Genomic DNA, 12,415 nt, shown 5'->3' on the forward strand with positions numbered 1-12,415 from the left:
CCGGACCGCACCGGGCCCCTCGCCCCTCCCCACTCTGTGATAAACTTCGTGCAATTCCTTTTGATTGCACGAGTACCTCATGAAACGTGAACTTGCTATCGAGTTTTCCCGCGTCACCGAAGCAGCTGCCCTCGCAGGCTATAAATGGCTGGGTCGTGGTGACAAAAATACCGCAGACGGCGCCGCCGTCCATGCCATGCGCATTGTGCTTAACCAGGTCAACATCGATGGCACCATCGTGATCGGCGAAGGCGAGATCGACGAAGCGCCAATGCTCTATATCGGTGAAAAAGTCGGTACCGGCAACGGCGATGCCGTGGATATTGCCGTCGACCCGATCGAAGGCACCCGAATGACGGCGATGGGTCAGGCCAATGCCCTCGCTGTGCTGGCCGTAGGCGATAAAGGCTGCTTCCTCAACGCGCCGGATATGTATATGGAAAAGCTGATTGTTGGTCCTGGCGCGAAGGGCGCAATCGACCTCAGCCTGCCGCTGGAAGAGAACCTGCGCAATATCGCCAAAGCCCTGGGCAAATCCCTTAGCGAACTCACCGTGACTATTCTGGCCAAACCGCGCCACGACGCCACCATCGCGCAGATGCAAAAGCTCGGCGTGCGGGTGTTTGCCATTCCGGATGGTGACGTTGCCGCCTCCATTTTGACCTGCATGCCGGACAGCGAAGTGGATGTGCTGTACGGCATCGGCGGTGCGCCGGAAGGTGTGGTATCAGCAGCCGTGATCCGCGCGCTGGATGGCGATATGCAGGCCCGTCTGCTGCCCCGTCATGAGGTGAAAGGCGACAGCGAAGAGAACCGCCGCATCGGGGAAAATGAGCTGGCACGCTGCGAAGCGATGGGTATTGAGGCCAATAAAGTTCTCGCGCTGGACGAGATGGCCCGTAGCGATAACGTTGTCTTCTCGGCCACCGGCATCACCAAAGGCGATCTGCTGGACGGCATCACCCGCAAGGGCAATATGGCCACCACCGAGACGCTGCTGATCCGCGGTAAATCGCGCACTATTCGCCGCATCCAGTCTATCCACTATCTCGACCGTAAAGACCCGGACGTGCAGACGCACATCCTGTAAAACCGTTTGATCGATAGAGCTTTCCGGCCCTGACGGGCTGGAAATTGTCACCACAAGTACGGAAGATAGAACAGAGAAACAGCACAGGAGAAGATCATGGCGGACTGGGTAACAGGTAAAGTCACAAAGATACAGTTCTGGACCGATGCGCTATTTAGTCTCACCGTACATGCTCCCGTCCACCCGTTTAAAGCCGGGCAATTTGCGAAGCTGGGGCTGGACGTCGACGGCGAGCGCGTGCAGCGCGCCTACTCTTACGTAAACGCACCTGATAACCCGGACCTCGAGTTCTATCTGGTTACCGTTCCGGACGGCAAACTCAGCCCGCGCCTTGCCGCGCTTAAGCCCGGCGACGATGTGCAAATTGTAAGCGAAGCAGCAGGCTTCTTTGTGCTCGAAGAGATCCCAGATTGTGACACGCTCTGGATGCTGGCAACCGGTACGGCCATCGGCCCTTATCTCTCTATTTTGCAGTATGGCAAAGACCTGGAGCGTTTTAAAAACATCGTGCTGGTTCACGCTGCGCGCTACGCCGCAGACCTGAGCTACCTGCCGCAGATGCAGGCGCTGGAACAGCAGTACGGCGGAAAGTTAAAGATTCAGACGGTGGTCAGCCGTGAAACCGTAGCAGGAACGCTTACCGGTCGCGTGCCGGCGCTTATTGAGAGCGGCGCTCTGGAAGAGGCTGTTGGATTGCCGTTAAACGCTGAAACCAGCCACGTCATGCTGTGTGGCAACCCGCAGATGGTGCGGGACACGCAGCAGCTTCTGAAGGATACCCGGCAGATGACGAAACATCTTCGCCGCCGGCCGGGCCATATGACCGCCGAACACTACTGGTGATCAGCGGTACTTCACCTCTACGGTATCTTTACCGTATTTGTTTTCGCTCTGGGTGCCGATAAACGCGCCCAGATCGACAATCATCATCACGAAGATGACCGACGGCAGTAGCCTGCCCACGACCCACGGCAGGATGGACGGAAGCATTGCCCAGTTTCCTGCCACCAGCATCCACGCCAGAATAATCAGAAATGCCCACGCGCCGGAACGACCGCGATCGTGCAGACGTTTCACCACAACGGCGGCCGTTGGCCATAGCAGGCAGACCAGCGCGAAGGCCGCCGTTTGCGTGCTCAGCCAGGCATTGTAAGCAACGAAAAACAGAAGCAGCATGGCGACAACCCACGTCACCATCCAGATCCAGAAATCACGGCGTCCAATACGCCCTTTGAATGAAAACAGCCACTGCTGTATGGTCATGTAAGGTTCCTTATTATCGTATAGCGCGCATTTTACCCTGGAGTTGTGACCTTTTGACAAGCCGACCAGATATCGTTTTAATCATGAGCACTTACGGCCAGGGGCAATGTTGATGAAAAGTTCGGCACGTTCTCTTTTCCTGTGTTTAGCGCTGCTTAGCGCGGGTGTTCCCCTGCACGCCGCCGAAACCACTGCCCCGACCACCGCGCCGTATCTGCTGGCGGGCGCGCCGTCGTTCGATCAGTCCATTAGCCAGTTTCGTGAAACCTTCAATCAGGTTAATCCAACGCTGCCGCTGGATGAATTTCGCGCCATTGATGGCTCCCGCGATACCCCTACCCTGACCCGTGCGGCAAGCAAGATTAACGAGAATTTGTATGCCTCCACGGCGCTGGAGCGCGGTACGTTAAAAATCAAAAGCATGCAAATCACCTGGCTGCCGATTCAAGGCCCGGAGCAGAAAGCCGCTAAGGCGAAGGCGATGGAGTACATGAGCGCAGTATTGCAGGCTTTTACCCCTTCGCTGACGAAAAAACAAAGCCAGCAGAAGCTGCAAAAGCTCCTTACCGCCGGTAAAAATAAGCGTTACTACGCCGATACCGAAGGCGCGATCCGCTATGTTGTGGCGGACAACGGCGAAAAAGGACTGACCTTCGCTGTTGAACCGATTAAGCTGGCACTATCTGACACCCTTGGCGGGGCGAATTAATGACAAAAAGCAAAGCCTTTCGAGGGAAAATCTCTATACTGATTCACAGACCATGCTGCCCGTCAGGGTGGCCATATTCCTTAATTCGCTTATTTAGCGTGGAGAATTGAAATGCGACATCCTTTAGTGATGGGTAACTGGAAACTGAACGGCAGCCGCCACATGGTAAACGAACTGGTTGCGAACCTGCGTAAAGAGCTGGCTGGCGTGACCGGCTGCGCGGTTGCTATCGCTCCGCCGGATATGTACCTGGATCTGGCTAAACGTGCCGCTGACGGCAGCCACATCATTCTGGGCGCGCAGAACGTTGACGTTAACCTGTCTGGCGCGTTCACCGGTGAAACCTCCGCTGAAATGCTGAAAGATATCGGCGCGAAATACATCATCATCGGCCACTCCGAGCGTCGCACCTACCACAAAGAATCCGACGAGTTCATCGCGAAGAAATTCGCCGTGCTGAAAGAGCAGGGTCTGATCCCGGTTCTGTGCATCGGTGAAACCGAAGCAGAAAACGAAGCAGGCAAAACCGAAGAAGTGTGCGCACGTCAGATCGACGCGGTGCTGAAAACCCAGGGCGCGGCAGCGTTCGAAGGCGCGGTTATCGCATACGAGCCAGTCTGGGCGATCGGTACCGGCAAATCTGCAACCCCAGCACAGGCGCAGGCGGTTCACAAATTCATCCGCGATCACATTGCTAAAGCAGACGCGAAAGTGGCTGAGCAGGTCATCATCCAGTACGGCGGTTCCGTTAACGCTTCCAACGCTGCTGAGCTGTTCACCCAGCCAGACATCGATGGCGCGCTGGTTGGCGGTGCATCCCTGAAAGCTGACGCTTTCGCGGTGATCGTTAAAGCAGCAGAAGCGGCTAAGCAGGCGTAATGCTGTTGTGGCGGGTGGCGCTTGCGCTTACCCGCCCTACAAAATCGCTACAAACGACCTAAAACGCTAAACCACAAATAATCCAGCGGCAGCAGCACCAGATACGTTGCAATCGCCAGCGCCAGACAGAGTACCATCCCCGCCTTTGCAGGCACCTTCCCTAAGCCCATCGCTACAACAATCGGCGACGCCTGATACGGCAGCAGCGGCGTGGAATAGCCCAGCACCTGGATCATGATCACCGACAGCAGCGGGAAGCCGGTCGCATCCGAAAAACTCTGTGCCAGAGTGGTATACAGCGCCGGAACGCCGTTGGCGGTCATAATGAAGTTGAGCGCTGTGGTGATACCGGTCAGCGCCAGGAAACTGGTGAACGGTCTGTCTGCATCCAGCGGCATAATGCGGAGCAACGCCTCACCCACCGCCGTTCCGATACCGGTTTGCGTCACGACAGTCGCCAGCCCAAGAATACCTGCAACATAGATACAGGTACGCATATTCACCCCCGCAGAAAACTCCTCTCCGGTAATGAATCCAATGCGCGGCAGCATAACGATGACCGATGCCGCCAGCCCCGTCCACGCGGGCCCAATGCCGTGCCAGCTCTCCGACACCCACATTCCCAGCACCACCGCCAGCAGCCAGGCAAGACGCTTTTCATCCCGGCCCATGGGTTCAGACGGTGCTAGTTCCTTCGGCGGTCTTGGGCTGCCGGGAAAAAGCCAGCAGATCAGGCCGATCAGGATCAGGCCTTTGAGAATACCCAGCACCGGCGTGTGCAGCAGCAGATACGGGACATAGTTCAAATGGATGCCGTACGAGCCTTCCGCCGCACCGCTCATCACCAGGTTAGGTACGTTAGCAGGCAGGATGGTGGCAGAGAGCTGGAAGGTGCCAAACCCAACGGCCAGCGCAAGTCCAAACCAGGCGCGGGAGCCGTCGGCGATACCGGCGCGTTTTGCCATCGCCGCGACAATCGGCATCAGCAGCGCAATACGTCCCATATTCGACGGCATCACAAACGCCAGCGCGTAGCTCAGCAGCACCACGCTCGCCACCATCAATACCCAGGAGTCGGTGAGCTTTGCGGACAACGCCCGGGCGGCCCTGTCGGCCAGGCCGGTTTTACGTATCGCCACGCCGAGCACAAAGCCGCTGAAGACCAGCCAGAAGGCCGACGAGGCAAAACCGCCGAAGACCGTCTCCGGCGGGGCAATTTTCGCGGTCATCGCCGCCGTGAAGAACAGCAGCGCGGTGATAAATTCCGGCAATAGCGACGTCGCCCACAGCACGATGGTAACGCCAACGATCAGCGAGGGCAGCAGCAGAGGATACGTTAACCAGAGCGACATACCTGTCTCCTGTAGAATTTTTCAGCAAGTCTACGGCGACAGGCAGGACGAGTAAACGCTATTTATAGTGGGGTCACTTCAGGATATCGCATTGATGATCCTGCAATTCCTCAGCCGACGCGCGGTTCAGCATCAGCAGGTTGCGCTCGGTTGCCAGCAACACAAACGAGCCGTCCGACTGCTGCGCCATCGCCAGTGCGAAACGCCCCATATGGTCGCGCGCTTCCGGCAGCTCTTCTGCCAGCATCATAAACGGGCTGCGCTGGACCAGTTCATTCTCCGTCACCCGACGAGCAAGATACTCATGCCCTTCCAGCCCGCCCGGGAACGGTAGCCACTGGGTGGTGATTTCTCCCTGAGCCGCATTGAGCTTCTCACGCACGTCCGGGCGCAGGCAGGAGATATGAATATGAAAATGATTTTGCGTACGGCCCGTCGGGGAGTTGATCGTCAGCGAAATGGCGCTGTCAGGGACCTCGGAGCCACGCTTCAACGTCATAAAGCTTCGCGACTGCCAGGCCAGCCAGAAAAAATTCGGCGTATGTGAATCGGTCAAAAGCGGGCTTTCGGTGCCGTTGATGCGGTAGGTTGGCATCAGCAGATACTGCAGCGGCCCGTTGCGGTCTTTAAACACCACGTAGCCTGCATCCGTTTTCACCTGCGCACACGGCGCCGGGTTACGGTTCTGGATTTGATTCGGCACACACTGGTCGAGAACGATATGTCGCAACGCATTCGGATTACCCGCCTTCATCCAGTACACGCCGCCAGCGGCAAGGGCGATGACAATCAGGATCAATACGATAATTTTTTTCACAACGCGTTCCCTGTTTTCAATAGAGGCAAAAGAGTAACGCAAAATGATGACCAAATAAAAAACCCGGCGGATTTCTCACGCCGGGTTACCGTATCATTGGCTAATGGTTAGCGCTGGCTAATCTGGTCGAAAGTGCCGCCGTTAGAGAAGTGCTCTTTCTGCGCTTTCGTCCAGCCGCCGAACTCGTCATCAATGGTGAAGAGCTTCAGTTTAGGGAAGACGCTTTCGTATTTCTTCGCAACTGCCGGATCGCGTGGGCGATAGAAGTTCTTCGCCGCAATTTCCTGGCCTTCTGGCGAGTAGAGATACTTCAGGTACGCTTCAGCTACCGCTTTGGTGTCTTTCTTCTCAACCACTTTATCGACTACAGAGACGGTCGGCTCAGCCAGAATCGATTCGCTTGGTGTGACGATCTCAAACTTGTCTTTACCCAGCTCGTTGGTGGCCAGCAGGGCTTCGTTTTCCCATGCGATCAGCACGTCGCCAATCCCGCGCTCGACGAAGGTGTTGGTGGCGCCACGCGCGCCGGAGTCCAGCACCTCAACGTTTTTATACAGCGCTTTCACGAATTCCTGCGCTTTGGCCTGGTCACCGTTGTTGTGATGCAGCGCGTAGCCCCACGCGCCCAGGTAGTTCCAGCGAGCGCCACCCGAGCTTTTCGGGTTAGGCGTGATAACTGACACGCCTGGTTTAATCAGGTCGTTCCAGTCATGGATCTGTTTCGGGTTGCCTTTACGCACCAGGAAAACAATGGTCGAGGTGTATGGCGCGGAGTTATCCGGCAGGCGTTTGATCCAGTTTTTGTCGATGCGGCCACGCTCGGCGATAGCGTCAACATCGTAGGCCAGCGCCAGGGTCACCACGTCGGCTTCAATACCGTTGATGACGGAGGTCGCCTGCTTGCCAGAACCACCGTGAGACTGGCGAACCACGACATTATCGCCGGTTTCCTGCTTCCAGTGTGCCGCAAACGCTTTGTTGTATTGCTCGTACAGTTCACGCGTCGGGTCGTATGACACGTTCAGTAACTGGATGTCCTTAGCCAGAACGCTGGTCGATGCCAGCAATAATGTAAAACCCACGCCCCATTTATTCATCGCCCAGCTCTCTTATGTAGTGTTTTGATGAATGCAGCGTGCCAGAAAGCGAATCGAGGATTAAAGAATAAAAAAAGATTGGCTATAACTTTGAGGAATAAAAAGACAAACTCTGCGAACAAAAAAGCCCGGTGGCGCTTCGCTTACCGGGCCTACGAACCGTGCTTTTGTAGGCCGGGTAAGGCGAAGCCGCCACCCGGCACAATACAAACGCCGATCAGTACAGTTTTTTAGCGCAGTCCAGCCAGTCACCTTTAAACGGACGCTTCATGTTTTCAATGGCGTCGATGATGTCATGGTGAACCAGTTTTTCGTTTTGAATACCGACGCAGCGGCCACCGTGGCCCTGCAGCAGCAGATCGATAGCGTACGCGCCCATACGGGATGCCAGGATACGGTCATAAGGGCCAGGGGAACCGCCACGCTGGATGTGACCCAGAACGGTTGCGCGGGTTTCGCGCTTGGTTTCCGCTTCGATGTACTTCGCCAGTTCGTCAACGTCACAGATGTGCTCGGTGATAGCCACGATCGCGTGTTTTTTACCTTTCGCGATGCCCGCTTTGATTTCAGCCACCAGATCTTCACGGCTAAATTCGACTTCTGGCACGACGATAAACTCACAGCCGCCCGCAATGGCTGCCGCCAGAGTCAGGTCGCCGCAGTAACGGCCCATCACTTCTACGATGGAGATACGCTGGTGAGAAGACGAGGTGTCACGCAGACGGTCAATCGCTTCAACAACGGTACCCAGCGCAGTAAAGAAGCCGATCGTGTAGTCAGTGCCTTTGATGTCGTTGTCGATAGTACCTGGCAGGCCGATGCACGGGAAGCCCATTTCGGTCAGACGTTTTGCGCCCATATAGGAGCCGTCACCACCGATAACCACCAGGGCATCCAGGCCGCGTTTTTTCATGTTTTCGATAGCCACTTCACGAACGTGTTCATCACGGAATTCCGGGAAGCGCGCAGAACCGAGGAAAGTACCGCCACGGTTGATCATGTCAGACACGCTGTAGCGGTCTAGCTGAACCATACGATCTTCATACAGGCCCAGATAACCGTCATAAACGCCAAAAACTTCCAGGCCTTCCGTCAGCGCTGCACGGACAACACCACGGATTGCCGCGTTCATGCCCGGCGCATCACCGCCGCTTGTCAACACACCGATTTTCTTAATCATGACTACCTCTGAACTTAGGAATGCAAAATTGAAATCTGTTGCCGGAAGAAACTTATCGACCAACGAATACTGCAAATAGTATATCAATCCCTTCCAGCTGAATTGATTCAGGTCAGACCAAATGGCGGTAATTTATACACAAAATGCTGGCCTGGCTCACTTTTTTACAACGAATTACGAAAGCCCAACATGTCCGGGTACAACCGAGCAGGGATCCTGGTGAATGATGACGTCTGAACCAGGAAAACGCTGCAAAATCGCCTGCTCGACCTGCTCAGCAATAACGTGAGCCTGAACCAGTGGCAGGTTGTCTTCCATTTCAATATGAATCTGAATAAAGCGGGTCGGCCCTGACTGCCGCGTTCGAAGATCGTGTGCACCGCTGACGCCGGGCCAGGAGGTCACGATAGAAAAAATTTCATTGCGTTCCGAGTCCGGGAGGGCGCGGTCAAGCAGTGATTGCACCGCTTCGTACCCCATCCTCAGGGCGCTATATAAAATATAGATACCAATCCCTAACGCAAACAACGCATCGGCCCGATGCCATCCATACCAGGCCAGACCGAGCGCAATAAGAATAGCCCCATTCATCATAACATCAGATTGATAATGAAGCATATCCGCCCGTACGGCCTGACTTTGCGTTTTGCGAACAACCCAGCGCTGGAACGTTACCAGAACAAGTGTGCATATAAGTGCAACGATGGTCACAATCACACCCACGCCGGGATCCTTCATCGGAGTCGGCGAGACGAGATGCTGAATGCCGGTTAAAAACAGGAACAGCGCAGAACCGGAAATGAACATACTTTGCGCCAGCGCGGCCAGCGACTCCGCTTTACCGTGCCCAAACGTGTGCTCTTCATCTGCCGGCTGCAGCGAGTAACGCACCACCAGCAGGTTGGTCAACGAGGCGGCAATGTCCACCAGCGAGTCCACCAGCGCAGCCAGAATACTGACCGAGCCGGTATACCACCATGCGAAAACCTTGATGACCAGCAAGCACGACGCCATTATCGTCGCGGCCATCGCAGCCCGGCTTACCAGTCTTCCATAGGATTGATTCATAAACGCTCCTGTCATGTCATGCCGCTAGTATAACGGAAGCACGGGGAGTCTTAGGATGAATAAACGGTTAACAAATCAGAATGCGGGGCAAAAAAAACCCCCACATCATGTGGGGGAAGACAGGGATGGTGTCTATGGCAAGGAAAACAGGGTTTACTGGTTACTACGGGTACTGCTATTGCTACTGAAAAACGTCGTTTCTGAGCTTCGCTGCATCCGTGCAACCTCACGCAGCTGGTCCATTCGCTGCTGATGTTTGGTATTCAAAACCGCTTGCTGCTCGGGCGTTAGCAGGTGGAACATCTGGTTGCGGACCTTCGCCATCTCTACCTGGCGAGCAATCTGTTCCTGTGCCATTTTTTCGGCCTGAGCGCGAACTGCGCTTTCGTCAAAATTTTCTGCGGTGACAAGGCGATGCATTGTCTCCATTTCGCTAACATTAACAGGGGGCTGGTCATGTCTTGCCCTCTGCATCAGATCTCGCATCTGTTGACGCTGATGTTCGGTTAAACTTATGCCGTCAAACATATGGCTTTGGCTACTGTGCTGCGTTGTGTCCTCTTTTGAGGAACCGTTATCGCTGATGATAGCTACAGCAGCCTGGCTAAACGCACTGAACGCCAGCGTTGAGGCCATGACGGCAGCGGTAACTTTGCGCATCACTTGCTCCCAAAATCTTTCGTGTCGCGATTCAACGAGAGACAGTCTACGATTCAGGCTGCAAACATGCGTCAGGGGGTGTAAAACAACGTAAAGTCATGGATTAGACAGCCTTGATGTCGTAATTTCTGCCTCGGAGGTATTTAAACAATGAATAAAATCCTGTTAGTTGATGATGACCGAGAGCTCACATCCCTTTTAAAGGAGTTGCTCGACATGGAAGGTTTCAACGTTCTGGTTGCCCATGATGGCGAGCAGGCGCTGAGTCTCCTTGACGACAGCATCGATTTACTTTTGCTCGACGTGATGATGCCAAAGAAGAACGGTATCGATACGTTGAAAGAGCTTCGCCAGACACACCAGACTCCCGTTATCATGCTGACCGCGCGCGGCAGCGAACTTGACCGCGTACTTGGCCTTGAGCTGGGCGCGGATGACTATTTACCCAAGCCGTTTAACGACCGTGAACTGGTTGCCCGTATTCGCGCTATCCTGCGACGTTCCCACTGGAGCGAGCAGCAGCAAAATACCGACAACAGCTCACCCACCCTTGAAGTTGACTCCCTGAGCCTGAACCCGGGCCGCCAGGAAGCGAGCTTCGATGGTCAGACGCTGGAACTCACCGGCACGGAGTTCACCCTGCTTTATCTGCTGGCGCAGCATCTCGGCCAGGTGGTATCGCGTGAACATTTAAGTCAGGAAGTGCTGGGCAAACGCCTCACCCCGTTTGACCGCGCCATCGACATGCACATCTCTAACCTGCGCCGTAAGCTGCCGGAGCGTAAAGACGGTCACCCATGGTTTAAAACCCTGCGTGGTCGCGGTTATCTGATGGTTTCCGCTTCATGATAGGAAGCTTAACCGCCCGCATCTTCGCCATCTTCTGGCTGACGCTGGCACTGGTTTTAATGCTCGTACTGATGTTGCCAAAACTCGACTCACGCCAGATGACGGAGCTTCTCGACAGCGAGCAACGTCAGGGCGTGATGATCGAGCAGCACGTGGAAGCCGAGCTGGCAAACGATCCGCCGAACGATTTGATGTGGTGGCGCAGGCTGTTTCGCGCTATCGACAAATGGGCTCCGCCCGGGCAACGTCTTTTGCTGGTCACCAGCGAAGGCCGCGTGATTGGGGCCGATCGCAACGAGATGCAAATCATCCGCAACTTCATTGGCCAGGCGGATAACGCCGATCACCCCCAGAAGAAGAAATATGGCCGCGTAGAGATGGTGGGGCCTTTCTCCGTCAGGGACGGGGAGGATAATTATCAGCTCTACCTGATCCGCCCGGCGAGCAACTCCCAGTCCGATTTTATCAACCTGCTGTTTGACCGTCCGCTTCTGCTGCTGATTGTTACCATGCTGGTCAGCTCGCCGCTGCTGTTATGGCTGGCGTGGAGCCTGGCAAAACCGGCGCGTAAGCTGAAAAACGCCGCTGACGAGGTGGCTCAGGGTAACTTGCGACAGCATCCTGAACTGGAAGCCGGACCGCAGGAGTTCCTGGCCGCCGGGACCAGTTTTAACCAGATGGTGAGCGCGCTCGATCGCATGATGACGGCGCAGCAACGCCTGCTGTCGGATATCTCGCACGAGCTGCGCACCCCGCTCACGCGCTTACAGCTCGGCACCGCGCTACTGCGTCGCCGCAGCGGTGAGAGCAAGGAGCTGGAGCGTATTGAAACGGAAGCTCACCGCCTGGACAGCATGATCAACGACCTGCTCGTCATGTCGCGCAACCAGCAGAAAAACGCGCTGGTCAGCGAAACGGTGAAAGCCAATCATCTGTGGCATGAAGTGCTGGATAACGCGGCGTTCGAAGCGGAACAGATGGGCAAATCGTTCACCGTCAACTTCCCGCCGGGGCCATGGCCGCTGTACGGTAACCCCAACACGCTGGAAAGCGCGCTGGAGAATATCGTGCGTAACGCCCTGCGCTACTCGCATACGAAGATTGAAGTGGCGTTTTCGGTGGATAAAGACGGGATTACGGTCATTGTCGATGACGACGGTCCTGGCGTAAGCCCGGAAGATCGCGAGCAGATTTTCCGTCCGTTCTACCGCACCGACGAGGCGCGCGACCGCGAGTCTGGCGGTACGGGGCTGGGTCTGGCGATTGTTGAAACCGCCATGCAGCAGCACCGCGGCTGGGTCAAAGCCGACGACAGCCCGCTGGGCGGATTGCGGTTAACGCTGTGGCTGCCGCTGTATAAGCGTTCGTAGTTTCCCTCTGGCACTGTATTGTAGGCCCGGTAAGCGCAGCGCCACCGGGCAATAACAGGCGCAGGGGCAAAAATGCCGGGT

At 55.7% G+C, this 12,415-nt stretch carries 13 protein-coding genes; 6 read left to right on the plus strand and 7 right to left on the minus strand.

Features of this window, described 5'->3' with window-relative positions; translation table 11 throughout:
• Nucleotides 1-79: 79 nt before the first annotated feature.
• Nucleotides 80-1,090 (plus strand): class II fructose-bisphosphatase, encoded by a 1,011-nt coding sequence (gene glpX, locus AC3WOK_RS22465; RefSeq protein ID WP_059311794.1) that lies wholly within the window; start codon nt 80-82, stop codon nt 1,088-1,090.
• A gap of 96 nt (nt 1,091-1,186) precedes the next feature.
• Nucleotides 1,187-1,933: a ferredoxin--NADP(+) reductase gene (gene fpr, locus AC3WOK_RS22470; protein ID WP_047345511.1), complete on the plus strand. Its 747-nt coding sequence runs from the start codon at nt 1,187-1,189 to the stop codon at nt 1,931-1,933.
• Here fpr and AC3WOK_RS22475 read toward each other — a convergent pair whose 3' ends face one another.
• A complete protein-coding gene (locus AC3WOK_RS22475) occupies nt 1,934-2,353 on the minus strand; it encodes a DUF805 domain-containing protein (protein ID WP_023293600.1) in 420 nt (139 codons plus the stop codon).
• Between the two features lie 112 nt (nt 2,354-2,465).
• Between AC3WOK_RS22475 and AC3WOK_RS22480 the strand changes: the two genes are divergently transcribed.
• Together AC3WOK_RS22480 and tpiA are read left to right on the plus strand one after the other, a co-directional pair.
• Nucleotides 2,466-3,062, plus strand: a complete 597-nt coding sequence (locus AC3WOK_RS22480) for a DUF1454 family protein (protein WP_059311792.1) — start codon at nt 2,466-2,468, stop codon at nt 3,060-3,062.
• A gap of 111 nt (nt 3,063-3,173) precedes the next feature.
• Nucleotides 3,174-3,941, plus strand: coding sequence for a triose-phosphate isomerase (gene tpiA / locus AC3WOK_RS22485; RefSeq protein ID WP_003862019.1), 768 nt, complete (start codon nt 3,174-3,176; stop codon nt 3,939-3,941).
• 47 nt (nt 3,942-3,988) lie between these two features.
• Here the strand turns inward: tpiA and AC3WOK_RS22490 are convergent, their stop codons facing one another.
• The 6 genes from AC3WOK_RS22490 to cpxP form a co-directional block, all read right to left on the minus strand.
• Nucleotides 3,989-5,293 (minus strand): SLC13 family permease, encoded by a 1,305-nt coding sequence (locus AC3WOK_RS22490; protein ID WP_492355130.1) that lies wholly within the window; start codon nt 5,291-5,293, stop codon nt 3,989-3,991.
• Nucleotides 5,294-5,366: 73 nt separating this feature from the next.
• Nucleotides 5,367-6,110 carry a CDP-diacylglycerol diphosphatase gene (locus tag AC3WOK_RS22495; protein WP_492355131.1) on the minus strand — a complete coding sequence of 248 codons (744 nt, stop codon included), beginning with the start codon at nt 6,108-6,110 and terminating at the stop codon, nt 5,367-5,369.
• Nucleotides 6,111-6,217: 107 nt separating this feature from the next.
• Nucleotides 6,218-7,207, minus strand: a complete 990-nt coding sequence (locus tag AC3WOK_RS22500) for a sulfate ABC transporter substrate-binding protein (protein ID WP_023333864.1) — start codon at nt 7,205-7,207, stop codon at nt 6,218-6,220.
• A 217-nt stretch (nt 7,208-7,424) separates the two neighbouring features.
• Nucleotides 7,425-8,387 (minus strand): 6-phosphofructokinase, encoded by a 963-nt coding sequence (gene pfkA / locus AC3WOK_RS22505; protein ID WP_023309696.1) that lies wholly within the window; start codon nt 8,385-8,387, stop codon nt 7,425-7,427.
• A gap of 174 nt (nt 8,388-8,561) precedes the next feature.
• Nucleotides 8,562-9,455 carry a CDF family cation-efflux transporter FieF gene (gene fieF, locus AC3WOK_RS22510; RefSeq protein WP_047345514.1) on the minus strand — a complete coding sequence of 298 codons (894 nt, stop codon included), beginning with the start codon at nt 9,453-9,455 and terminating at the stop codon, nt 8,562-8,564.
• A gap of 153 nt (nt 9,456-9,608) precedes the next feature.
• Nucleotides 9,609-10,115 (minus strand): cell-envelope stress modulator CpxP, encoded by a 507-nt coding sequence (gene cpxP, locus AC3WOK_RS22515; RefSeq protein WP_059311790.1) that lies wholly within the window; start codon nt 10,113-10,115, stop codon nt 9,609-9,611.
• 150 nt (nt 10,116-10,265) lie between these two features.
• Here cpxP and cpxR point away from each other — a divergent pair, with 150 nt between their 5' ends.
• Entirely contained in the window at nt 10,266-10,964 is a 699-nt protein-coding gene (cpxR, locus tag AC3WOK_RS22520; RefSeq protein WP_006179159.1) for an envelope stress response regulator transcription factor CpxR, read from the plus strand.
• A complete protein-coding gene (gene cpxA, locus AC3WOK_RS22525; RefSeq protein WP_023309731.1) occupies nt 10,961-12,334 on the plus strand; it encodes an envelope stress sensor histidine kinase CpxA in 1,374 nt (457 codons plus the stop codon). The genes cpxR and cpxA overlap by 4 nt, the downstream gene beginning before the upstream one ends.
• Nucleotides 12,335-12,415 lie beyond the last annotated feature (81 nt).

This window comes from Enterobacter sp. FW301-JW81 (assembly GCF_058788735.1).

Excerpts from the sequence above, each read along its gene's own strand:
- glpX (WP_059311794.1), top strand. The coding sequence starts at position 80 with ATGAAACGTGAACTTGCTATCGAGTTTTCCCGCGTCACCGAAGCAGCT.
- fpr (WP_047345511.1), top strand. The coding sequence starts at position 1,187 with ATGGCGGACTGGGTAACAGGTAAAGTCACAAAGATACAGTTCTGGACC.
- AC3WOK_RS22475 (WP_023293600.1), bottom strand. The coding sequence starts at position 2,353 with ATGACCATACAGCAGTGGCTGTTTTCATTCAAAGGGCGTATTGGACGC.
- AC3WOK_RS22480 (WP_059311792.1), top strand. The coding sequence starts at position 2,466 with ATGAAAAGTTCGGCACGTTCTCTTTTCCTGTGTTTAGCGCTGCTTAGC.
- tpiA (WP_003862019.1), top strand. The coding sequence starts at position 3,174 with ATGCGACATCCTTTAGTGATGGGTAACTGGAAACTGAACGGCAGCCGC.
- AC3WOK_RS22490 (WP_492355130.1), bottom strand. The coding sequence starts at position 5,293 with ATGTCGCTCTGGTTAACGTATCCTCTGCTGCTGCCCTCGCTGATCGTT.
- AC3WOK_RS22500 (WP_023333864.1), bottom strand. The coding sequence starts at position 7,207 with ATGAATAAATGGGGCGTGGGTTTTACATTATTGCTGGCATCGACCAGC.
- pfkA (WP_023309696.1), bottom strand. The coding sequence starts at position 8,387 with ATGATTAAGAAAATCGGTGTGTTGACAAGCGGCGGTGATGCGCCGGGC.
- fieF (WP_047345514.1), bottom strand. The coding sequence starts at position 9,455 with ATGAATCAATCCTATGGAAGACTGGTAAGCCGGGCTGCGATGGCCGCG.
- cpxP (WP_059311790.1), bottom strand. The coding sequence starts at position 10,115 with ATGCGCAAAGTTACCGCTGCCGTCATGGCCTCAACGCTGGCGTTCAGT.
- cpxR (WP_006179159.1), top strand. The coding sequence starts at position 10,266 with ATGAATAAAATCCTGTTAGTTGATGATGACCGAGAGCTCACATCCCTT.
- cpxA (WP_023309731.1), top strand. The coding sequence starts at position 10,961 with ATGATAGGAAGCTTAACCGCCCGCATCTTCGCCATCTTCTGGCTGACG.